Below are 20,779 nucleotides of genomic sequence, written 5' to 3' on the forward strand. Positions count from 1 at the left end.
TGGTGAGAGGCTTCATGTCTGACGCCAAGGCGGACACGACCGCCAAGAAAAAGGCGGACACCACAGCCTCGTCCCACACGCTTCTGGAAGGGCGGCTCGGCTATCAGCTCGAGTCCGCCCTTCTGGTGCGTGCGCTGACCCACCGTTCCTACGCGTACGAGAACGGCGGTCTGCCGACGAACGAGCGGCTGGAGTTCCTCGGGGACTCCGTGCTCGGCCTCGTCGTCACGGACACGCTGTACCGCACCCACCCCGACCTGCCCGAAGGCCAACTGGCCAAGCTTCGGGCCGCGGTGGTCAACTCGCGCGCGCTGGCGGAGGTCGGCCGTGGCCTCGACCTGGGCTCCTTCATCCGGCTGGGCCGGGGCGAAGAGGGCACGGGCGGCCGGGACAAGGCGTCCATCCTCGCCGACACCCTGGAAGCGGTGATCGGCGCGGTCTATCTCGACCAGGGCCTCGAAGCGGCCTCCGAACTGGTGCACCGCCTGTTCGACCCGCTGATCGAGAAGTCCTCCAACCTCGGCGCCGGCCTGGACTGGAAGACCAGTCTCCAGGAGCTCACCGCGACCGAAGGGCTCGGCGTCCCCGAGTACCTGGTCACGGAGACCGGCCCCGATCACGAGAAGACCTTCACTGCTGCCGCCCGCGTCGGAGGCGTCTCGTACGGCACCGGCACCGGCCGCAGCAAGAAGGAGGCGGAGCAGCAGGCCGCCGAGTCCGCATGGCGGTCCATCCGGGCCGCGGCGGACGAGCGCGCCAAGGCGGAGCAGACGGCCCAGGCCGTCCCGGTCGCCGACGGCAGCACGCCGGACCCCGAGTCCGCCTCCGCCTGACCGGCACCGCGGCAGCGACACAGCAGCACCGCAGTGCCGGCACCAGCAGTACCCGGCAGCACCAGCAGTACCAGCAGTACGAGACGAACGCCCGCCCCCCCCCGCAGGGAGGCGGGCGTTCCGTACGGGGGATCCCATGCCCGAGTTGCCCGAGGTCGAAGTCGTCCGGCGCGGTCTGGAGCGGTGGGTCGCCCATCGCACGGTCGCCGACGCCGAGGTGCTGCATCCGCGCGCCGTGCGCCGCCACCTCGCGGGCGCCGACGACTTCGCTCACCGCGTCGAGGGCCATCGCGTCGGCACGCCCAGCCGCCGCGGCAAGTACCTGTGGCTGCCGCTGGAGGACACCCGCCTCGCGGTCCTGGCCCACCTCGGCATGAGCGGCCAGCTCCTGGTCCAGCCGCACGCGGCCCCCGACGAGAAGCACCTGCGCGTCCGGGTCCGCTTCGCCGACGACGTGGACACCGAACTGCGCTTCGTGGACCAGCGAACCTTCGGCGGCCTGTCCCTGCACGACGTCACCCCCGACGGACTGCCGGACGTCATCGCGCACATCGCCCGCGACCCCCTCGACCCGCTGTTCGACGACGAGGCCTTCCACCAGGCCCTGCGGCGCAAGCGCACCACGATCAAGCGGGCCCTGCTCGACCAGTCGCTGATCAGCGGAGTCGGCAACATCTACGCGGACGAGGCGCTGTGGCGGGCCCGTCTGCACTACGACCGCCCGACCGGGAACCTCACCCGTCCGCGCACGCGTGAACTCCTGGGCCACGTCCGGGACGTGATGAACGCGGCGCTCGCCGTCGGCGGCACCAGCTTCGACAGCCTTTACGTCAACGTCAACGGCGAATCCGGCTACTTCGACCGGTCGCTGGACGCCTACGGGCGCGAGGGCCTGCCCTGCAAGCGCTGCGGCACGCCCATGCGCCGGCGCCCGTGGATGAACCGGTCCAGCTACTTCTGCCCGAAGTGTCAGACGCCGCCGCGCATACCGTCGTAACGCTCGCGGGCCGCGAGGACGTCGTCCATCCGTCCTTCGAGGTGATGGATCAGGCTGAGCAGGCGTTCGGCCACCTCACGCCCGAGCGGGGTCAGTTCGTAGTCCACGCGGGGCGGGTTGGTGGGCTGCGCCTCACGGTGCACCAGCCCGTCGCGCTCCAGGGCGTGCAGCGTCTGCGACAGCATCTTCTCGCTCACGCCGTCGACCCGGCGGCGCAGCTCGTTGAACCGCAGTGAGCCCTCGTACAGCGCGCCGAGCGTGAGCCCGCCCCAGCGGCCGGTGATGTGCTCCAGCGTGCCGCGCGAGGGGCAGGCCCTGGCGAACACGTTGAACGGGAGGGCCTGGTCCTCCTCGTCCGTCCGGGTGGTGGTCATGACGCGAGCGTACTCCAAGGCAGCGCTAACCGGCAGGTTGCACTAACCAAAAGTTAGTGCTTTCCTTCATTCACTGTCCCTGAGCTGCCCAACGGCTCTGTTCATGAGGAGTGAGCATGTCCGCCCCTGTCACCACGGCCGCCGGCGCCGCCCCCGTCCTCCCCACCCCGCCCGTCGTCTCCGTCGCCTACCACTCCGGCCACGGCCACACCGCCGTCCTCGCCGAGGCCGTGCGCGCGGGCGCCCTGGACGCCGGCGCCGAGGTGCACCTGATCAAGGTCGACGAGATCACCGAGGAGCAGTGGTCCCTGCTCGACGGCTCGGACGCGATCGTCTTCGGCTCACCCACCTACATGGGCACCGCGTCCGGCGCCTTCCACGCCTTCGCCGAGGCGACCTCCGCGCGCTGGGCCACCCAGGCCTGGAAGGACAAGCTGGCCGCCGGATTCACCAACTCGGGCTCCAAGAGCGGCGACAAGCTTCACACGCTTCAGTTCTTCCAGATCCTGGCCGCGCAGCTCGGCATGCACTGGGTCAGCCTCGGTCTGCTGCCCGGCTGGAACAGCTCCACCGGCTCCGAGCACGACCTCAACCGCCTCGGCGTGTTCCTCGGCGCGGCCGCCCAGACCAACGTCGACGAGGGCCCGGACGCCGTGCACAAGGCCGACCTCGCGACGGCGGAGCACCTGGGCCGCAGGGTCGCCGAGACGGCCGCGGTCTTCCTGGCCGGCCGCAACCGGGCTGCTTGATCGTTTCTGCGCTCAGGGCGGGGGGAGGGCCCTCAGTAGCCGAAGTCCTGCGTCCACCAGGGGCCGCCCGAGCCGAAGTGGACGCCGACGCCGAGCGTCTTGAAGTCGCAGTTCAGGATGTTCGCCTTGTGGCCGGGGCTGTTCATCCAGGCCGCCATGACCGCGGCGGCGTCGGACTGGCCGCGGGCTATGTTCTCGCCGCCGAGGTCGGATATGCCGGCCTTGGCCGCCCGGTCCCAGGGGCTCGCACCGTCCGGGTCGGTGTGGTCGAAGAAGCCGCGCGCGGCCATGTCGTCGCTGAAGTTCTCGGCGAGGTCCGACAGGGCGCTGTTCGCGGAGAGAGGGGTGCAGCCGACCTTGGCCCGCTCCTCGTTGACCAGGCTCAGCACCTCGGCCGCGGCCTGGGCCTCGGCGGAGACGGTGATCGGCGTCTCGGCCCGCTGCGGCGCCTTGGCCGACGGCTTCGAGGTGGACGGCGTGCTCTGCGGCTTCCGCGCCGGCTTCGAGGGCGTGACCTGCGGCTTCTCGGCCGCCGTCTTGCTCGGAGAGGCCGAGGGCGAGGTCGAGGCCGAGGGTGCGGAGGTAGAGGGGGACGGGGCGGCCGAGGAGGCGGACGGCGAGGCGGCCCGGCCGGCGTCGCGGCTGGTCGACGCGGGGCCGCGGCCGGACTCGGCGGAGCCCGACGTGCCGCCCTGCTCGGCGGCCGAGTTGGTCGGCGAGCCCGCCGCCTGCACCTTGTCGGCGGGGCCGCTGCCGCCGCCGAGCCGGTAGCTGTCCAGGCCCGGCACCACGCCCGTGGCCACCGCGACGGTGCCCAGGGCGACCGCCGCGGACACGCCGAGCAGCCCCGTCTTCACCGGGGTGACGACGCGCTTCTTGCGGCGGCGGCCCGAGCCGTCCCGGCCCGCAGGCCTGCCGCCTGGAGCGAACCCGCCGGAGGCGAAGACGGCGGTGTCGGCGCGCCCGTGCTCGTCGTCCCTCGCGAACAGGTACTCCTGGCTGCGGGCCACGGAGTCGGCGTAGGCCTCGGGGTTCAGGTACGGGGCGATGCCCATGGCGGGGCGGTCGGCGCCGTACCGGTCCTGCGGGGTGTGACCGTCCGCGAGCGAGCCGTGCGTCTGTGCGACCCCCGTGGCGCGGCTCGTGGCGGCGCGGCCGGCGGCGGAGCGTCGGTGGCGTCCCATGTCCTTGCCTTCCTCGTCCAAGCGGTGTTTCCCCAGGGTCGGCCGGGGGCTCGGGGCGTCGCGCGCCTCCTGCTCCCCCTGGTCAACCGGACTCACCCGATCGAGTGAGTTTCATATGAGAATCATTGGGTGGGGACGGTACCGCATGGCGCCCGGGGAGGAAGTGCCCCGAGTGACTTTGCCCGGTTAGGTTGCACCCATGAGCGAGGATGTACGGCTGGTCGCCTGGGTGCGCGGAAACGTCCAGGGCGTGGGATTCCGCTGGTTCACGCGGGCCAAGGCTCTGGAGATCGGCGGCCTGAGTGGTTTTGCTCTCAATTTGGCCGACGGCCGGGTCCAGGTCGTCGCCGAGGGCGCGCGGAAGGGCTGCGAGCAACTGCTCGACTGGCTCCTCGGCGACGACACGCCCGGACGCGTGGACGGCGTCACAGAGATATGGGACACACCGCGCGGGGGCTACGACGGCTTCGCCATCCGCTGATCGGGGGAGGCGGGCCGGCGCCCCGGAAACGGGCGGATGTGCCACCGGCAGCTGCCGGAAGAGGAAAGCGCAGGTGGTTGCCAAGAATCGCTTGCAGTGGCAGGCTCCGCACGCAAGGATGATCGCCACGCCTCCAGGGCCCCGCAGGAGCCGCAGCGCCGCCGTGAACGGCCGCATGCCACCGGGTCGCCCGCCAATACGGGGCGTGATCGTGTTGACCGTCAAACTTTTTGGTGAGACGCTGAAAGCACCCCGCGCACCTTCGCTGTCCGGCATGGATCAACGGCAGCAAGAACAAGATCCCGCCAGGCATCGCGGGTGCGAATCCCTCACGACCCACACCGCTTCGGTCGGTCACTCATTGTGGAGGACCATCCATCATGGCAAAGGCGCTTCTCGGTTACGTCGGCGGCTCCGACCCGCGACTCCTCGCCGAGATGCGACGGCTCCAGCAGCGTGTACAGGATCTGGAATCCGAGCTCGGACGGATCCAGGCCGAGAACGACGCGCTGACGGCTGCCGCTTCTCACGAATCGCTTCTGGAGAGCATCGACGCACGCCAGGCGGAGCCTGCGCTCACCTGATCGCTGCACGGCTGCACAACGGCATCGCAGTGGTCGGGCGGCACACACCAACCGCGTCGGACCGCTAAGTTGTCAGAGTTTGCAAGGGACGCCTCCTCGGCGTCCCTTCTTTCTTTCCCGCCGCTCCCGTGGCCCCCGCCGACGCTTCCCCCACGCACCCTTTCACTCTCTTGACGTCTGGTGTGCCCTGCGTGTTCACCGGTGAAACCGCGCGTTCATGGAGTGAGACAGGCCCGGAAGGTAGAGTCCAGCGCCGTGCACCTCAAGGCCCTGACCCTCCGGGGATTCAAGTCGTTCGCCTCGGCGACCACCCTCCGGTTCGAACCGGGCATCACCTGCGTCGTGGGTCCGAACGGCTCGGGCAAGTCCAATGTGGTCGACGCGCTCAGCTGGGTCATGGGGGAACAGGGCGCCAAGTCCCTGCGCGGCGGCAAGATGGAGGACGTCATCTTCGCCGGCACCACCGGCCGCCCCCCGCTGGGCCGCGCCGAGGTGTCGCTGACCATCGACAACTCCGACGGGGCGCTGCCCATCGAGTACGCCGAGGTCACCATCACGCGGATCATGTTCCGCAACGGCGGCAGCGAGTACCAGATCAACGGCGACACCTGCCGCCTGCTCGACATCCAGGACCTGCTGTCCGACTCCGGCATCGGCCGCGAGATGCACGTCATCGTCGGCCAGGGCCAGCTCGACTCCGTCCTGCACGCCGATCCGATGGGCCGCCGCGCCTTCATCGAGGAGGCCGCGGGCGTCCTCAAGCACCGCAAGCGCAAGGAGAAGGCGCTGCGCAAGCTGGACGCGATGCAGGCCAACCTCGCGCGCGTGCAGGACCTCACCGACGAACTGCGGCGCCAGCTCAAGCCCCTCGGCCGCCAGGCGGCCGTCGCCCGCCGGGCCGCCGTCATCCAGGCCGACCTGCGCGACGCCCGGCTGCGCCTCCTCGCCGACGACCTCGTCACACTGCGCGAGGCCCTGCGCGGCGAGATCGCCGACGAGGCCGCCCTCAAGGAGCGCAAGGACGCCGCCGAGCAGGAGCTGCGCAAGGCGCTGCAACGCGAGTCCCTCCTGGAGGACGAGGTCCGCCGCCTCACGCCCCGGCTGCACCGCGCCCAGCAGACCTGGTACGAGCTGTCCCAGCTCGCCGAGCGCGTCCGCGGCACGATCTCGCTCGCCGACGCGCGGGTCAAGAGCGCCACCTCGGCGCCCCCCGAGGAGCGGCGCGGCCGCGACCCCGAGGACATGGAACGCGAGGCCGCCCGCGTCCGCGAGCAGGAGGCCGAGCTGGAGGCCGCCCTCGAAGCCGCCCGGCACGCCCTGGACGACACCGTCGCCCACCGCGCCGACCTGGAGCGTGAACTCGCCGGGGAGGAACGCCGGCTAAAGGACGTGGCCCGCGCGATCGCCGACCGGCGCGAGGGGCTGGCCCGTCTGAACGGGCAGGTCAACGCCGCCCGCTCGCGCGCCGCGTCCGCCCAGGCCGAGATCGACCGGCTGGCCGCCGCCCGCGACGAGGCACAGGAGCGCGCCGCCGCCGCGCAGGAGGAGTACGAGACGCTGAAGGCCGAGGTCGACGGCCTCGACGCCGACGACCACGAACTGGGGGAGCGGCACGAGACGGCCAGGGTGCGGCTCGCCGAGGCGGAGGCCGCCCTCGCCGAGGCCCGTGAGGCGACCACGGCCGCCGAGCGCAGCCGCGCCGCGACCCGGGCCCGCCGCGACGCCCTCGCGCTCGGACTGCGCCGCAAGGACGGCACCGGCGTGCTGCTGGGCGCGCGGGACCGGCTGAGCGGCCTGCTCGGTCCCGCCGCCGAACTCCTCACGGTGACCCCGGGACACGAGGTCGCCCTCGCGGCCGCCTTCGGGGCGGCCGCGGACGCGGTGGCCGTGGCGACGCCGGCGTCGGCGGCCGACGCGATCCGCCTGCTGCGCAAGCAGGACGCCGGCCGGGCCGCGCTGCTGCTGAGCGGCGCCGCCGACGAGCCGCCCGGGGAACGGCGCGGCGACGGTCCGCCCTGGGCCGCCGACCTCGTGCGGGGCCCCGCCGAGCTGATGCCCGCCGTGCGCCGGCTGCTGCGCGGGATCGTCGTCGTCGGCACCCTGGAGGACGCCGAGGACCTCGTCTACGGCCGTCCCGACCTCGTCGCCGTCACCGCCGAGGGCGATCTGCTGGGGGCGCACTTCGCGCACGGCGGGTCGGCCGGGGCGCCCAGTCTGCTGGAGGTGCAGGCGTCGGTCGACGAGGCCGACGCCGAGCTGGAGGAACTGGCGGTGCGGTGCGAGCACTTGGCGCGGGCGCAGAGCGCGGCCGGGGAGCGGCGCGCGCGGTGTGCCGCTCTCGTCGAGGAGCTGGGGGAGCGGCGGCGGGCCGCCGACCGGGAGAAGTCGGCCGTGGCGCAGCAGCTCGGGCGGCTCGCGGGCCAGGCGCGGGGCGCTGCGGGCGAGGCGGAGCGGTCCGCGGCGGCCGCGGCGCGGGCGCAGGACGCGCTGGACCGCGCCGTCGAGGAGGCCGAGGAGCTGGCCGAACGGCTGGCCGTGGCCGAGGAGATGCCGGTCGAGGAGGAGCCCGACACCTCGGTGCGCGACCGGCTCGCCGCGGACGGGGCGAACGCCCGGCAGACCGAGATGGAGGCACGGTTGCAGGTGCGCACCCACGAGGAGCGGGTCAAGGGGCTGGCCGGGCGGGCCGATTCCCTGGACCGGGCCGCGCGCACCGAACGCGAGGCACGCGCGCGTGCCGAGCAGCGGCGGGCGCGGCTGCGGCACGAGGCCGCCGTCGCGCAGGCCGTGGCCTCCGGTGCCCGTCAGCTGCTCGCCCATGTCGAGGTGTCCCTCGGGCGGGCGCAGGAGGAGCGCGTCGCGGCCGACGCCGCGAAGGCGCGCCGGGAGCAGGAGCTGGCCGCCGCCCGCACCGCGGGGCGTGATCTGAAGGCGGAACTCGACAAGTTGACGGATTCGGTTCACCGGGGCGAGGTACTCGGAGCGGAGAAGCGGCTGCGGATCGAGCAGCTGGAGACCAAGGCTCTGGAGGAGTTCGGTGTCGAACCGGCGGGACTCGTGTCGGAGTACGGTCCGCAGCTGCCGGTGCCGCCCTCGCCCCCCGCCGAGGGCGAGGAGCTGCCGGAGGATCCCGAGCACCCGCGCAACCGGCCGAGGGCGTTCGTCCGGGCGGAGCAGGAGAAGCGGCTCAGGGCCGCCGAGCGCGCCTACCAGCAGCTCGGCAAGGTCAACCCGCTGGCCCTGGAGGAGTTCTCCGCGCTGGAGGAGCGCCACCAGTTCCTCAGCGAGCAGCTGGAGGACCTCAAGAAGACCCGCACCGACCTGCTTCAGGTGGTCAGGGAGGTCGACGAGCGGGTGGAGCAGGTCTTCACCGAGGCGTTCCGGGACACCGCCCGCGAGTTCGAGGGCGTGTTCGGCCGGCTGTTCCCGGGCGGCGAGGGACGGCTGGTCCTGACCGACCCCGACAACATGCTCACCACGGGCGTCGACGTCGAGGCGCGGCCTCCCGGCAAGAGGGTCAAGCGGCTGAGCCTGCTCTCGGGCGGCGAGCGTTCGCTGACCGCCGTCGCGATGCTGGTGTCGATCTTCAAGGCCCGTCCGAGCCCGTTCTACGTCATGGACGAGGTCGAGGCGGCTCTCGACGACACCAACCTCCAGCGGCTGATCCGGATCATGCAGGAGTTGCAGGAGGCCTCGCAGCTGATCGTCATCACCCACCAGAAGCGCACGATGGAGGTCGCCGACGCGCTCTACGGCGTGTCCATGCAGGGCGACGGCGTGTCCAAGGTGATCAGTCAGCGGCTGCGCTGACGACCGGGCCGCCCGGTCCCAGGGCGCACGCCGCGATGCGCGCTGTCTTCAAGAAGTGAACACATCTGCCCTCGATCTTGTCTGGGTTCTCACAACTCACCACGTTTGATTTTGAAACTTGAAGGCATAAGGTCAGGAACGTTGGATTTACCTTCAGGTGCCACCTACCTGGAGGGCTGACCACGCCGGCGGCGTTGCCGGTGCCCGAGGAGTTCACGTGACCAGCACAGCGCAGGCACCCAAGTCAGGAGCCGCGACGGCTCACCCCGATCATCTCGGGCATGTCATCTTCATCGCCGCGGCGGCCGCGATGGGCGGCTTCCTCTTCGGCTACGACAGCTCCGTGATCAACGGCGCCGTCGAGGCCATCCGCGACCGCTACGACGTGGGCTCCGCAGCCCTCGCGCAGGTCATCGCCATCGCCCTGATCGGCTGTGCCATCGGCGCGGCGACCGCCGGCCGCATGGCGGACCGCATCGGCCGCATCCGGGTCATGCAGATCGCCGCCGTCCTGTTCACGGTCAGCGCCGTCGGCTCGGCCCTGCCCTTCGCGCTGTGGGACTTCGCCCTGTGGCGGGTCGTCGGCGGCTTCGCCATCGGCATGGCCTCCGTGATCGGCCCCGCCTACATCGCCGAGGTCGCCCCGCCCGCCTACCGCGGCCGGCTCGGCTCCTTCCAGCAGGCCGCCATCGTCATCGGCATCGCGATCTCGCAGCTGGTCAACTGGGGTCTGCTCAACGCCGCCGGCGGCGACCAGCGCGGCAAGCTCATGGGCCTGGAGGCCTGGCAGGTCATGCTCGGCGTGATGGTCGTCCCGGCCGTCCTGTACGGACTGCTCTCCTTCGCCATCCCCGAGTCCCCGCGCTTCCTGATCTCCGTCGGCAGGCGTGAGCGGGCCCGCGACATCCTGGAAGAGGTCGAGGGCGACAAGATCGACCTGGACGCCCGCGTCGCCGAGATCGAGCACGCGATGAAGAGCGAGCACAAGTCCACCTTCAAGGACCTGCTCGGCGGCTCCTTCTTCTTCAAGCCGATCGTCTGGGTCGGCATCGGCCTGTCGGTCTTCCAGCAGTTCGTCGGCATCAACGTCGCCTTCTACTACTCCTCGACGCTGTGGCAGTCGGTCGGCGTCGACCCGACGGAGTCCTTCTTCTACTCCTTCACGACGTCGATCATCAACATCATCGGCACCGTCATCGCCATGATCTTCGTGGACCGGGTCGGCCGCAGGCCGCTCGCCCTCATCGGCTCGGTCGGCATGGTCGTCGGCCTCGCGCTGGAGGCCTGGGCGTTCTCCTTCGACCTCGTCGACGGCAAGCTCCCGGCCACCCAGGGCTGGATCGCCCTGATCGCCGCCCACGTGTTCGTCCTCTTCTTCGCCCTGTCGTGGGGCGTGGTCGTCTGGGTCTTCCTCGGCGAGATGTTCCCCAACCGGATCCGCGCCGCCGCCCTCGGCGTCGCCGCCTCCGCGCAGTGGATCGCCAACTGGGCCATCACCGCGAGCTTCCCGTCGCTGGCCGACTGGAACCTGTCCGGGACCTACGTGATCTACACCGTCTTCGCCGCGCTCTCCATCCCGTTCGTCCTCAAGTACGTCAAGGAGACGAAGGGCAAGGCACTGGAGGAGATGGGCTGAACCACGGATCCAGGCCGGGTCCCGTGACGGGGCCCGCGATCCCCCCGAACTCGAGGAGCCGGGCCGAGTCCCCGCCGCCCGCTCCTCGACACCCGTGACGCGTGCCGCCCCGGCTCACTGCCCGAGCCGGGGCAGCACGCGTTCGCAGAACAGCCGCAGGCTCCGCCAGGCCTCCTCCACCGGCATCCCGCCCGCCAGCGGATGCAGGACGAGGTTGTCGAGCCCCTGCGCCACGCACTCGTCCGGCGTGAGGATCCGGTACACGCCCTCGTCGCGCAGCTCGTCGACCGTGAGCGCGCCCGAGCGCACCGCCGAGCGGATCTCCCCGGACTGCCACGAGGCGTACGTCCTGGCCTCGTGCAGGAAATGCCCGCCGTAGTGCGCCCAGGCCCGGTCGGGGTCCTCGGCCACGTGCAGCAGCGGGGTCTCGGCGGCGGGCATCATCGTCCAGCCCTCCGTCCCGTACTCCACCAGCCGCTCCTTGTAGTACGCCTCCAGCTCCGGAAGATGCGCGCTGGGGAAGAAGGGCAGACCCAGCCGGGCGGCCCGGCGGGCGGCGGCCCGCGAGGAGCCGCCGACCAGCAGCAGGGGGTGCGGCGCGGTCCCCGGGCGCGGGGTGACCCGTACGGTGCGGCCGCGGTACTCGAACTCCTCGCCGGTCCACGCCCGCAGCACGGTCTCCAGCAACTCGTCCTGGAGCCGGCCCCGGCGCTTCCACTCGACGCCCGCGCGCGCGTATTCCTCGGGCCGGTAGCCGATCCCGGCCACCGTGACCAGCCGGCCCCCGCTCAGCAGGTCGAGCACCGCGATGTCCTCGGCGAGCCGCAGCGGGTCGTGCAGCGGGCCGATGACGGCGGAGACGGTCACCGCCAGCCGCCGGGTCGCCCCCAGCACCGCGCCCGCGAACGTGAACGGGGACGGCAGCCAGTTGTTCTCGACGCCGTGGTGCTCCTCGGTCTGCACGGTCGTGACCCCGTGCCCGTCCGCGTACGCGGCCATCTCCAGCGCGGCCCGGTAACGGGCGCCCAGCTCGGCGCGGGTCGCGCCCGGCGCGACGAGGTTGAACCGGACCACGGTGACGGGCATGGCGACCCCCTTCGGCGGATGCGAGGGACGGTAACTGACGCAACGTCAGATATCCATCCCCGCGAACCCCCGCCGTGACCGTGACATCCGCACCGCCCACGACCGCCGGCCCACGGCAGCGGACGCGCGTGCAGCGTGGCGGCCCCCGTCATGTTTTCGGTGGCCCGGCAACGGGGCCGCCGGCCCCCGGGCCCGCGGGAGCGTTCGGTGGGTCGGAGGTCCCGGCGTGGAGCCGTCCGTCCCGGCGCGGAGGGGTCGCGCATACTGGGTGCGTTATGGAAACCGTCATCCTTGCTGTAGTCATCGCCGTGGTCGTGCTAGCGGTGCTCGGCGGGCTCGTCGTCGGCAGTCGACGGCAGAAGTCGCTGCCCCCGCCGCCCCCCACCACGCCCGACATCACCGCCCCGCCGACCGAGCCGCACGTCGGCGACGAGGCCGAGACGCCGCGCGACGAACCGCGCCGCACGATCGAGGAAGTGGACCTCCCCGGCGGCGGCGCGACCGGCACCGCCGTCGAGGAGCCGCCCGCTCCCGAGGTCCCCGAGCTCGAGATCCCGGAGCCGACGGAGGGCCGTCTGGTCCGCCTGCGCGCCCGGCTCTCCCGTTCGCAGAACGCCCTCGGCAAGGGGCTGCTCACGCTGCTGTCGCGCGAGCACCTCGACGAGGACACCTGGGAGGAGATCGAGGACACCCTGCTCACCGCCGACGTCGGCGTGCAGCCCACCCAGGAACTGGTCGAGCGGCTGCGCGAGCGCGTGCGGGTGCTCGGCACCCGCACCCCGGAGGAACTGCGCGCCCTGCTGCGCGACGAACTCCTCAAGCTGGTCGGCACGGACTTCGACCGCACGGTGAAGACCGAGCCCGCGGACCGCAAGCCGGGCATCGTGATGGTCGTCGGGGTCAACGGCACCGGCAAGACCACCACCACCGGCAAGCTCGCGCGCGTGCTCGTCGCCGACGGGCGCACCGTGGTGCTGGGCGCGGCCGACACCTTCCGCGCCGCCGCCGCCGACCAGCTCCAGACCTGGGGCGAGCGCGTCGGCGCCCACACCGTGCGCGGGCCCGAGGCCGGCGACCCCGCCTCCGTCGCGTTCGACGCGGTGAAGGAGGGCAAGGAGATGGGGGTCGACGTCGTCCTCATCGACACCGCCGGCCGGCTGCACACCAAGACCGGCCTCATGGACGAGCTCGGCAAGGTCAAGCGGGTCGTCGAGAAGCACGCCCCGCTGGACGAGGTGCTGCTCGTCCTCGACGCCACCACCGGGCAGAACGGACTCGTCCAGGCCCGGGTCTTCGCCGAGGTCGTGGACATCACCGGCATCGTGCTGACCAAGCTGGACGGCACGGCCAAGGGCGGCATCGTGGTCGCGGTCCAGCGCGAGCTGGGCGTCCCGGTCAAGCTGGTGGGGCTCGGCGAGGGCGCGGACGACCTGGCGCCCTTCGAGCCGGAGGCGTTCGTCGACGCCCTCATCGGCGACTGAGCGACCCGAGGAACGGCCCCGGCCCGCAAGCCGCATGGCTTCGGGGGCCCGGCCGCCGGCGGCGAGAAGCGCCCGCCCCCAGGTGCAGTGGGAGCGGGCGCTTCGCTGTGTGCGCCGTTGCACGGGCCGCCCGCGCCGCCCGTGCCGTACGCCCGCGCGGGTCTCGCACGCGTCGTGCGCGTCGTGCGCGGGGCGTGCGGAGTGCCGGCGGGTGAGGCCGGGCGCCCCGGCTCAGGCGCGGGCGCGGTGGGCCAGGTAGGCCAGGGTGCCCAGCAGCAGCCGCGCCTCCGGCGGGCGGGTGGCCGAGTCCAGCGCGGGCGGGCGCAGCCAGCGCGCCGGGCCGAGGCCGCCGCGGTCCGGCGCCCGCGCCGCCCGTGCCGTACGCCCGCGCGGGTCTCGCACGCGTCGTGCGTGTCGTGCGCGGGGCGTGCGGAGTGCCGGCGGGTGAGGCCGGGCGCCCCGGCTCAGGCGCGGGCGCGGTGGGCCAGGTAGGCCAGGGTGCCCAGCAGCAGCCGCGCCTCCGGCGGGCGGGTGGCCGAGTCCAGCGCGGGCGGGCGCAGCCAGCGCGCCGGGCCGAGGCCGCCGCGGTCGGAGGGCGGGGCCGTGACGTGCGTGCCGGGGCCGAGACCGCGCAGGTCGAGGGCGGTGGGATCGTCCCAGCCCATGCGGTAGAGCAGACCGGGCAGTTCGGCGGCGGCGCCCGGCGCGACGAAGAACTGGGTGCGGCCCTGCGGGGCGGCGACGACCGGACCGAGCGGCAGCCCCATGCGTTCCAGGCGGACCAGGGCGCGCCGCCCGGCCGCCTCGGCGACGTCGATCACGTCGAACGCGCGCCCGACGGGCAGCATGATCGCCGCGCCCGGGAACTCCGACCAGGTCCTCGTCACGTCGTCGAGGGTGGCCCCGGCGGGAACCCGCGGGGCGAACTCCAGAGGGTGCGCGCCCGGTGCGCGGCAGTCGGGGCGGCCGCACGAGCAGACGCCCGCCGAGGCCCGCGCGCCCGGCACCGCGTCCCAGCCCCACAGCCCGGTGAACTCGGCGACGGCGGTGCACTCGGACGCGCGGCCCCGCCTGCGCGCCCCGGATCGGATCTCGCGAATGCCGCCGATCGTGAAGCCCATGCCCCCTCCAACGGGTCCGACTGCCCCCTCCAACGGCCCGCCGCACCGATGGTTACGCAGCGGTCCCGTTCCGTGACGCTCTGTGTTGTCGCTTCCCGCGGGCCGCGCGTTCCAGGCAGCGCCCGGAAGCGCCCTCGGTGGCGTGCCCGGCTTCGCGCGCCCCTGAGTGCACCGCTCCGCTCACTCCCGCCCGTCCTATGTCAAGTGAATCGCGTGCGGGCCGCCGAGAGTTCATTCGAAGGGGTGGCGAATGGTGGCGATTCCGGGATCCCCGTGGCTGGGAGCGTGATCGTAGGACTACTTTGAGTGTGCGGGTCATGGAGGCACATGCGCTTGTGGGTATGCCGGAGGCAAGTCGCCTTTCCGTTCGAAGGGTGACAAGTGCCGTACGGCGGGCCGTATTTACCGGCATTCTGATAGGGCTTGGCGCACTCGGTGACAAGTGGTCTCAGGAATGGGGGCGTTCCAGTGAGCGGCAACGGCGGAAGCGGAACCAACGCTGCGGGCGCGGACAAGCGCCCGAACGAGCTGCTCACTTCGTGGTTCGTGCGCAGCGGCTGGTCGAAGGGCGAACTGGCCCGCCAAGTCAACCGCCGGGCCCGCCAGTTGGGTGCCAACCACATCTCCACGGACACCTCGCGGGTGCGCCGCTGGCTGGACGGCGAGAACCCCCGCGAGCCCATCCCCAGGATCCTCTCCGAGCTGTTCTCCGAGCGGTTCGGCTGCGTCGTCTCCGTCGAGGACCTCGGTCTGCGCGCCGCGCGCCAGGCGCCCTCCGCGACCGGCGTCGACCTGCCCTGGACGGCCCCGCAGACGGTCGCCCAGCTCAGCGAGTTCTCACGCAGCGACCTGATGCTGGCCCGGCGCGGCTTCCTCGGCACCTCGCTCGCCCTGTGCGCGGGACCGTCCCTCATCGAGCCGATGCAGCGCTGGCTGGTCCCCTCGCCGCCCGCCCCGCTCCCGGAACCGGACTCGATGCCGACCAGCCGGGCCCGCGGCCGGCTCTCCCGGCCCGAACTGGAGCTGCTGGAGTCCACCACCGTGATGTTCCGGCAGTGGGACGCCCAGTGCGGAGGCGGGCTGCGCCGCAAGGCGGTCGTCGGTCAGCTCCACGAGGTGACCGACCTGCTCCAGGAACCGCAGCCCGAGGCCACCGCGAAGAAGCTCTTCAAGGTCGCCGCCGAACTGGCGGAGCTGGCCGGGTGGATGTCGTACGACGTGGGCCTGCACCCGACCGCGCAGAAGTACTTCGTCCTCGCGCTGCACGCCGCCAAGGAGGCGGGCGACCGGCCGCTCGGCAGCTACGTGCTGTCCAGCATGAGCCGCCAGATGATCCACCTCGGCCGCCCCGAGGACGCGCTGGAACTCATCCACCTCGCCCAGTACGGCAGCCGGGACTGCGCCGGCCCGCGCACCCAGTCCATGCTGTATGCGATGGAGGCCCGCGCCTACGCCAACATGGGGCAGCCCGGCCGCTGCAAGCGGGCCGTGCGGATGGCCGAGGACACCTTCACCGAGGCCGGCGAGTGGGACGAGCCGGACCCGGACTGGATCCGCTTCTTCTCCGAGGCCGAGCTGTACGGCGAGAACAGCCACTCCTTCCGCGACCTCGCCTACGTCGCCGGACGCAGCCCCGCGTACGCCTCGCTCGCCGAGCCCCTGATGCACAGGGCCGTCGAGCTGTTCGCGGGCGACCGCGACCACCAGCGGTCGTACGTGCTCAACCTGATCGGCATGGCCACCGTCCATCTGCTCCAGCGTGAGCCCGAACAGAGCGCCGCCCTCGCCACCCAGGCCATGAGAGAGGCGAAGAAGGTGCGCTCCGAACGGGTCAACACGCGCATCCGCAAGACCGTCGACAGCGCTGTACGCGATTTCGGGGAGCTGTCCGAGGTCGTGGACCTCACCGAACGGCTCACCATCGAACTCCCGGAGACGGCCGAGGCGGTCTGAACGCCTCGCGGCACCCCGGTACCCCGGCCGCGGCCGGCCCTCCCGAACAGCCCGACTCGGCTCCCCCGTGCCAGGTCATCGGAAGGCCGACCGCGGCCGGTTCCTCTTCCCGCCGTGCAGGTTGCGCCACGATAACGATCGACTCGCCGGACACAGGGCAGTTCATCGAGGCGTAACGCGGGAGGCGTCTTCGTCACGGCGGCGAAACAACGAGGGGCTTCCACCGAAACGGCACTGCGCGAATCTCATGGCGCATAACCGGCCCGCCCCTCACGAACCCGCTCCGGCTTCGCCCGCACGGGGCCGTACCTACGACGAGGAGACGCCGATGGCAGCAGCCATCACGCTTGCCGCGGAGGCACCCAAGCTGTCCTCCGCGAACACAGGCTTCATGCTCATCTGTTCCGCCCTGGTGCTGATCATGACCCCGGGCCTCGCCTTCTTCTACGGCGGCATGGTCCGCGTCAAGAGCACGCTCAACATGCTGATGATGAGCTTCATCAGCATGGGGATCGTCACCATCCTGTGGGTGCTGTACGGCTTCTCGCTCGCCTTCGGAACCGACTCCGGCAGCCTCATCGGCTGGAACTCCCACTGGGTCGGCCTCAGCGACATCGGCCTGACGCAGCTCTGGGACGGCTACACCATCCCGGTCTTCGTCTTCATGGTCTTCCAGATGATGTTCGCCATCATCACGCCCGCCCTGATCAGCGGTGCGCTCGCCGACCGGGTGAAGTTCTCCGCCTGGGCGCTCTTCGTCGCCCTGTGGGCCACCGTCGTCTACTTCCCGGTCGCGCACTGGGTCTGGGGCGCCGGCGGCTGGGCCTTCGAGCTGGGCGTCATCGACTTCGCCGGCGGCACGGCGGTCCACATCAACGCCGGCGCCGCGGCCCTCGGCGTGATCCTCGTCATCGGCAAGCGCGTCGGGTTCAAGAAGGACCCGATGCGCCCGCACAGCCTGCCGCTGGTCATGCTCGGCGCCGGTCTGCTGTGGTTCGGCTGGTTCGGCTTCAACGCCGGCTCGTGGCTCGGCAACGACGACGGCGTCGGCGCGCTGATGTTCGTCAACACGCAGGTCGCCACCGCCGCCGCCATGCTGGCCTGGCTCGTCTACGAGAAGATCCGCCACGGCGCGTTCACCACGCTGGGCGCCGCCTCCGGCGCGGTCGCCGGCCTGGTCGCCATCACCCCCTCGGGCGGCGCCGTCTCCCCGCTCGGTGCGATCGCCGTCGGCGCCATCGCCGGTCTGCTGTGCGCCATGGCCGTCGGCCTGAAGTACAAGTTCGGCTACGACGACTCCCTCGACGTCGTCGGCGTCCACATGGTCGGCGGCATCGCCGGATCCCTGCTGATCGGCTTCTTCGCCACCGGCAAGGGCCAGTCCACCGCGACCGGCGTCTTCTACGGCGACCACTCCTTCGACCAGCTGTGGAAGCAGTGCGCCGGCGTCTTCGCGGTGCTCGCCTACTCGCTGGTGGTCTCCGCGGTCCTCGCCTTCCTCCTCGACAAGACCATCGGCATGCGGGTCTCCGAGGACGACGAGATCGCCGGCATCGACCAGGCGGAGCACGCCGAGACCGCATACGACTTCAGCGGGGCCGGCGGTGGCGCCGCCCGCACGACCGCCCTGCCGACAGCGGTCGCCGGCGCGAACAAGAAGGTGGACGCATGAAGCTCATCACGGCCGTCGTCAAGCCCCACCGGCTCGACGAGATCAAGGAAGCCCTCCAGGCGTTCGGCGTGCACGGCCTGACGGTCACCGAGGCCAGCGGCTACGGTCGTCAGCGGGGACACACCGAGGTCTACCGGGGCGCGGAGTACACCGTCGACCTGGTGCCCAAGATCCGCATCGAGGTGCTGGCCGAGGACGAGGACGCCGAACAGCTGATCGACGTCGTCGTCAAGGCGGCCCGCACCGGCAAGATCGGTGACGGCAAGGTCTGGTCCCTCCCGGTCGAGACGGCCGTACGGGTCCGCACCGGCGAGCGCGGCCCGGACGCGCTCTGACGGCAGAACAGAACAGGAGTCGCTGGGTGACGAGTACGAACGTGCGCAAGGATGCAGAGGACTCGGGACCCAGCGGCTACGCGGCGGCCCGGCTGCGCCTCCTCACCGAGGGGGCGCGGTCCGGGCCGCCGCGCCGTGCGGCCCTCGCCGAACTGACCGACGAATGGCTGGCCGGCCTGTTCGCCGCCGGCTCCGAGGACCTGAAGGGCGTGTCCCTGGTCGCCGTCGGCGGCTACGGGCGCGGCGAGCTGTCCCCGCGCAGCGACCTCGACCTCCTCCTGCTGCACGACGGCGGCGACACCAAGGCGGTCGCGGCCCTGGCCGACCGGCTCTGGTACCCCGTCTGGGACCTGGGCCTCGCCCTCGACCACTCCGTCCGCACCCCGGCCGAGGCCCGCAGGACCGCCGGGGAGGACCTCAAGGTCCAGCTCGGCCTGCTGGACGCCCGCCACCTCGCCGGCGACCTCGGCCTCACCGCCGGGCTGCGGACCTCGGTCCTCGCCGACTGGCGCAACCAGGCGCCCAGGCGTCTGCCCGAACTCCAGGAACTGTGCGCCGAGCGCGCCGAGCGCCAGGGCGAACTCCAGTACCTGCTGGAACCCGACCTCAAGGAGGCGCGCGGCGGGCTGCGGGACGCCACCGCGCTGCGCGCCGTCGCCGCCTCCTGGCTGGCGGACGCGCCCCGCGAGGGCCTCGACGACGCCCGCCGCCGCCTCCTCGACGTACGCGACGCCCTCCACCTCGCCACCGGCCGCGCCACCGACCGGCTCGCCCTCCAGGAACAGGACCAGGTCGCCGCCGAGCTGGGCCTGCTGGACGCCGACGCCCTGCTGCGGCAGGTGTACGAGGCGGCACGCGTCATCTCGTACGCCAGCGACGTCACCTGGCGCGAGGTGGGGCGCGTCCTGCGCTCGCGCGCCGTACGGCCGCGGCTGCGCAGACTGGTGGGCGGCGGCAAGCCCGCGCCCGAGCGGTCGCCGCTGGCCGAGGGCGTCGTGGAGCAGGACGGCGAAGTGGTGCTCGCCCGCGCCGCACGCCCCGAACGCGACCCCGTGCTCCCGCTGCGCGCCGCGGCCGCCGCCGCCCAGGCCGGCCTCCCGCTCTCCCTGCACGCCGTCCGCCGCCTCGCCGCGACCGTGCGCCCGCTGCCCACACCCTGGCCCGCCGAGGCCCGTGAGCAGCTCGTCACCCTGCTCGGCTCCGGCCCGCCCACCGTCGACGTCTGGGAGGCGCTGGAGGCCGACGGCCTGATCACCCGGCTGCTGCCCGACTGGGAGCGGGTGCGCTGCCGCCCGCAGCGCAACGCCGTGCACATCTGGACCGTCGACCGGCACCTCATCGAGACGGCCGTGCGCGCCTCCGAGTTCACCCGCCGCGTCGGCCGCCCCGACCTCCTCCTGGTCGCCGCGCTGCTGCACGACATCGGCAAGGGCTGGCCCGGCGACCACTCCGTGGCGGGCGAGATCATCGCCAAGGACGTCGCCGCCCGCATCGGCTTCGACCGCGCCGACGCGGCCGTGCTGTCCTGCCTCGTCCGGCACCACCTGCTGCTCGTCGAGACGGCCACCCGGCGCGACCTGGAGGACCCGGCCACGGTCCGCTCGGTCGCCGACGCCGTCGGCTCGCAGAGCACCCTGGAGCTGCTGCACGCGCTCACCGAGGCCGACGCGCTCGCCACCGGGCCCGCCGCCTGGTCCTCCTGGCGCGGTTCGCTCGTGACGGACCTGGTCAAGCGGGTCGCGGCGGTCCTCGCCGGGGACGAGCCCGACGAGCCCGACGCCGCCGCGCCCACCGCCGAGCAGGAGCGGCTCGCCATCGAGGCGATCGCCACCGGCGGCCCGGTGCTGTCCCTGCACGCCCAGACCGAGCCGCCCGCCGAGGACGGGCCGGCCGGCGACCCCGAACCGCTCGGCGTGGAACTGCTCATCGCGGTGCCCGACCAGGCCGGCGTGCTGCCCGCGGTGGCCGGCGTGCTCGCCGTGCACCGGCTCACCGTGCGCACCGCCGAACTGCGCGCCCTGGACCTGCCCACCGGGGTCGACGGCTCCGTCCTGCTGCTGAACTGGCGCGTCGCCGCCGAGTACGGCTCGCTTCCCCAGGCCACCCGGCTCCGCGCCGACCTCGTCCGTGCCCTCGACGGCTCGCTGGACATCGCCGGCCGGCTCGCCGAACGCGACGCCGCCTACCCCCGCCGCCGCGGCGTGGTGCCGCCGCCCTCGCGCGTGACCGTCGCCTCCGCCGCCTCCCGGCACGCCACCGTCATCGAGGTGCGCGCCCAGGACGCGCCGGGCCTGCTGTTCCGCATCGGACAGGCCCTGGAGGACGAGGGCCTGCACGTGCGCAGCATGCACGTCTCCACCCTCGGCGCCAACGCCGTCGACGCCTTCTACGTCACCGGCGCCGACGGCGCGCCCCTGCCCGCCGACGAGGCGGCCTCCGTCACCCGCAAGCTGGAGGAGGCGCTGCGGGCGTGAGCACGGCGG

At 72.6% G+C, this 20,779-nt stretch carries 17 protein-coding genes; 12 read left to right on the top strand and 5 right to left on the bottom strand.

Translation table 11 applies throughout. From position 1 onward, the window contains the following. The first annotated feature begins 14 nt into the window (after positions 1-14). Together rnc and mutM are read left to right on the top strand one after the other, a co-directional pair. Positions 15-833 carry a ribonuclease III gene (rnc, locus tag OG802_RS25580; protein ID WP_329414009.1) on the top strand — a complete coding sequence of 273 codons (819 nt, stop codon included), beginning with the start codon at positions 15-17 and terminating at the stop codon, positions 831-833. Between the two features lie 136 nt (positions 834-969). Next, positions 970-1,830 carry a bifunctional DNA-formamidopyrimidine glycosylase/DNA-(apurinic or apyrimidinic site) lyase gene (mutM, locus tag OG802_RS25585; protein ID WP_329414012.1) on the top strand — a complete coding sequence of 287 codons (861 nt, stop codon included), beginning with the start codon at positions 970-972 and terminating at the stop codon, positions 1,828-1,830. Here the strand turns inward: mutM and OG802_RS25590 are convergent. After that, complete coding sequence (locus OG802_RS25590) at positions 1,803-2,204, bottom strand: winged helix-turn-helix transcriptional regulator (protein ID WP_329414014.1); 402 nt, start codon at positions 2,202-2,204, stop codon at positions 1,803-1,805. The two genes, mutM and OG802_RS25590, sit on opposite strands and share 28 nt — an antisense overlap. Before the next feature lie 116 nt (positions 2,205-2,320). Between OG802_RS25590 and OG802_RS25595 the strand changes: the two genes are divergently transcribed. Further along, positions 2,321-2,953: a flavodoxin family protein gene (locus tag OG802_RS25595; protein WP_329414018.1), complete on the top strand. Its 633-nt coding sequence runs from the start codon at positions 2,321-2,323 to the stop codon at positions 2,951-2,953. 32 nt (positions 2,954-2,985) lie between these two features. Here OG802_RS25595 and OG802_RS25600 read toward each other — a convergent pair whose 3' ends face one another. Continuing rightward, entirely contained in the window at positions 2,986-4,137 is a 1,152-nt protein-coding gene (locus OG802_RS25600) for a CAP domain-containing protein (protein ID WP_329414019.1), read from the bottom strand. 199 nt (positions 4,138-4,336) lie between these two features. Here OG802_RS25600 and OG802_RS25605 point away from each other — a divergent pair, with 199 nt between their 5' ends. The 4 genes from OG802_RS25605 (at position 4,337) to OG802_RS25620 (ending at position 10,648) form a co-directional block, all read left to right on the top strand. Then, on the top strand, positions 4,337-4,618 hold the full coding sequence (locus OG802_RS25605) for an acylphosphatase (protein WP_329414022.1): 282 nt from the start codon (positions 4,337-4,339) through the stop codon (positions 4,616-4,618). Positions 4,619-4,998: 380 nt separating this feature from the next. After that, entirely contained in the window at positions 4,999-5,202 is a 204-nt protein-coding gene (locus OG802_RS25610; protein WP_020128723.1) for a hypothetical protein, read from the top strand. 255 nt (positions 5,203-5,457) lie between these two features. Continuing rightward, positions 5,458-9,012 carry a chromosome segregation protein SMC gene (gene smc / locus OG802_RS25615; protein ID WP_329414025.1) on the top strand — a complete coding sequence of 1,185 codons (3,555 nt, stop codon included), beginning with the start codon at positions 5,458-5,460 and terminating at the stop codon, positions 9,010-9,012. A 217-nt stretch (positions 9,013-9,229) separates the two neighbouring features. After that, positions 9,230-10,648 (top strand): sugar porter family MFS transporter, encoded by a 1,419-nt coding sequence (locus OG802_RS25620; RefSeq protein ID WP_329414028.1) that lies wholly within the window; start codon positions 9,230-9,232, stop codon positions 10,646-10,648. Between the two features lie 114 nt (positions 10,649-10,762). Here the strand turns inward: OG802_RS25620 and OG802_RS25625 are convergent, their stop codons facing one another. After that, positions 10,763-11,734 carry an LLM class flavin-dependent oxidoreductase gene (locus OG802_RS25625; RefSeq protein ID WP_329414031.1) on the bottom strand — a complete coding sequence of 324 codons (972 nt, stop codon included), beginning with the start codon at positions 11,732-11,734 and terminating at the stop codon, positions 10,763-10,765. Between the two features lie 275 nt (positions 11,735-12,009). Here OG802_RS25625 and ftsY point away from each other — a divergent pair, with 275 nt between their 5' ends. Further along, positions 12,010-13,215: a signal recognition particle-docking protein FtsY gene (gene ftsY / locus OG802_RS25630; RefSeq protein WP_329414034.1), complete on the top strand. Its 1,206-nt coding sequence runs from the start codon at positions 12,010-12,012 to the stop codon at positions 13,213-13,215. 231 nt (positions 13,216-13,446) lie between these two features. Here ftsY and OG802_RS25635 read toward each other — a convergent pair whose 3' ends face one another. Continuing rightward, positions 13,447-13,617 (bottom strand): hypothetical protein, encoded by a 171-nt coding sequence (locus OG802_RS25635; protein ID WP_443055334.1) that lies wholly within the window; start codon positions 13,615-13,617, stop codon positions 13,447-13,449. 62 nt (positions 13,618-13,679) lie between these two features. Beyond that, positions 13,680-14,336 (bottom strand): bifunctional DNA primase/polymerase, encoded by a 657-nt coding sequence (locus OG802_RS25640; RefSeq protein WP_329414037.1) that lies wholly within the window; start codon positions 14,334-14,336, stop codon positions 13,680-13,682. A 468-nt stretch (positions 14,337-14,804) separates the two neighbouring features. Between OG802_RS25640 and nsdA the strand changes: the two genes are divergently transcribed. The 4 genes from nsdA to OG802_RS25660 all read left to right on the top strand — a co-directional run bounded on the left by nsdA (position 14,805) and on the right by OG802_RS25660 (position 20,770). After that, positions 14,805-16,289, top strand: coding sequence for a transcriptional repressor NsdA (gene nsdA / locus OG802_RS25645; RefSeq protein ID WP_329414040.1), 1,485 nt, complete (start codon positions 14,805-14,807; stop codon positions 16,287-16,289). A gap of 328 nt (positions 16,290-16,617) precedes the next feature. After that, entirely contained in the window at positions 16,618-17,961 is a 1,344-nt protein-coding gene (locus OG802_RS25650; RefSeq protein ID WP_329414044.1) for an ammonium transporter, read from the top strand. Continuing rightward, positions 17,958-18,296, top strand: a complete 339-nt coding sequence (locus OG802_RS25655) for a P-II family nitrogen regulator (RefSeq protein ID WP_329414046.1) — start codon at positions 17,958-17,960, stop codon at positions 18,294-18,296. Before OG802_RS25650 ends, OG802_RS25655 begins: the two co-directional genes overlap by 4 nt. 26 nt (positions 18,297-18,322) lie before the next feature. Next, complete coding sequence (locus OG802_RS25660) at positions 18,323-20,770, top strand: [protein-PII] uridylyltransferase (RefSeq protein ID WP_329414049.1); 2,448 nt, start codon at positions 18,323-18,325, stop codon at positions 20,768-20,770. Positions 20,771-20,779 lie beyond the last annotated feature (9 nt).

This window comes from Streptomyces sp. NBC_00704 (assembly GCF_036226605.1).
Taxonomy (GTDB): Bacteria; Actinomycetota; Actinomycetes; order Streptomycetales; family Streptomycetaceae; genus Streptomyces.

What these genes read in the sequence shown, in the direction of transcription:
- rnc (WP_329414009.1), top strand. Translation starts at nt 15, where the DNA reads ATGTCTGACGCCAAGGCGGACACGACCGCCAAGAAAAAGGCGGACACC.
- mutM (WP_329414012.1), top strand. Translation starts at nt 970, where the DNA reads ATGCCCGAGTTGCCCGAGGTCGAAGTCGTCCGGCGCGGTCTGGAGCGG.
- OG802_RS25590 (WP_329414014.1), bottom strand. Translation starts at nt 2,204, where the DNA reads ATGACCACCACCCGGACGGACGAGGAGGACCAGGCCCTCCCGTTCAAC.
- OG802_RS25595 (WP_329414018.1), top strand. Translation starts at nt 2,321, where the DNA reads ATGTCCGCCCCTGTCACCACGGCCGCCGGCGCCGCCCCCGTCCTCCCC.
- OG802_RS25600 (WP_329414019.1), bottom strand. Translation starts at nt 4,137, where the DNA reads ATGGGACGCCACCGACGCTCCGCCGCCGGCCGCGCCGCCACGAGCCGC.
- OG802_RS25605 (WP_329414022.1), top strand. Translation starts at nt 4,337, where the DNA reads ATGAGCGAGGATGTACGGCTGGTCGCCTGGGTGCGCGGAAACGTCCAG.
- OG802_RS25610 (WP_020128723.1), top strand. Translation starts at nt 4,999, where the DNA reads ATGGCAAAGGCGCTTCTCGGTTACGTCGGCGGCTCCGACCCGCGACTC.
- OG802_RS25625 (WP_329414031.1), bottom strand. Translation starts at nt 11,734, where the DNA reads ATGCCCGTCACCGTGGTCCGGTTCAACCTCGTCGCGCCGGGCGCGACC.
- ftsY (WP_329414034.1), top strand. Translation starts at nt 12,010, where the DNA reads ATGGAAACCGTCATCCTTGCTGTAGTCATCGCCGTGGTCGTGCTAGCG.
- OG802_RS25640 (WP_329414037.1), bottom strand. Translation starts at nt 14,336, where the DNA reads ATGGGCTTCACGATCGGCGGCATTCGCGAGATCCGATCCGGGGCGCGC.
- OG802_RS25650 (WP_329414044.1), top strand. Translation starts at nt 16,618, where the DNA reads ATGGCAGCAGCCATCACGCTTGCCGCGGAGGCACCCAAGCTGTCCTCC.
- OG802_RS25655 (WP_329414046.1), top strand. Translation starts at nt 17,958, where the DNA reads ATGAAGCTCATCACGGCCGTCGTCAAGCCCCACCGGCTCGACGAGATC.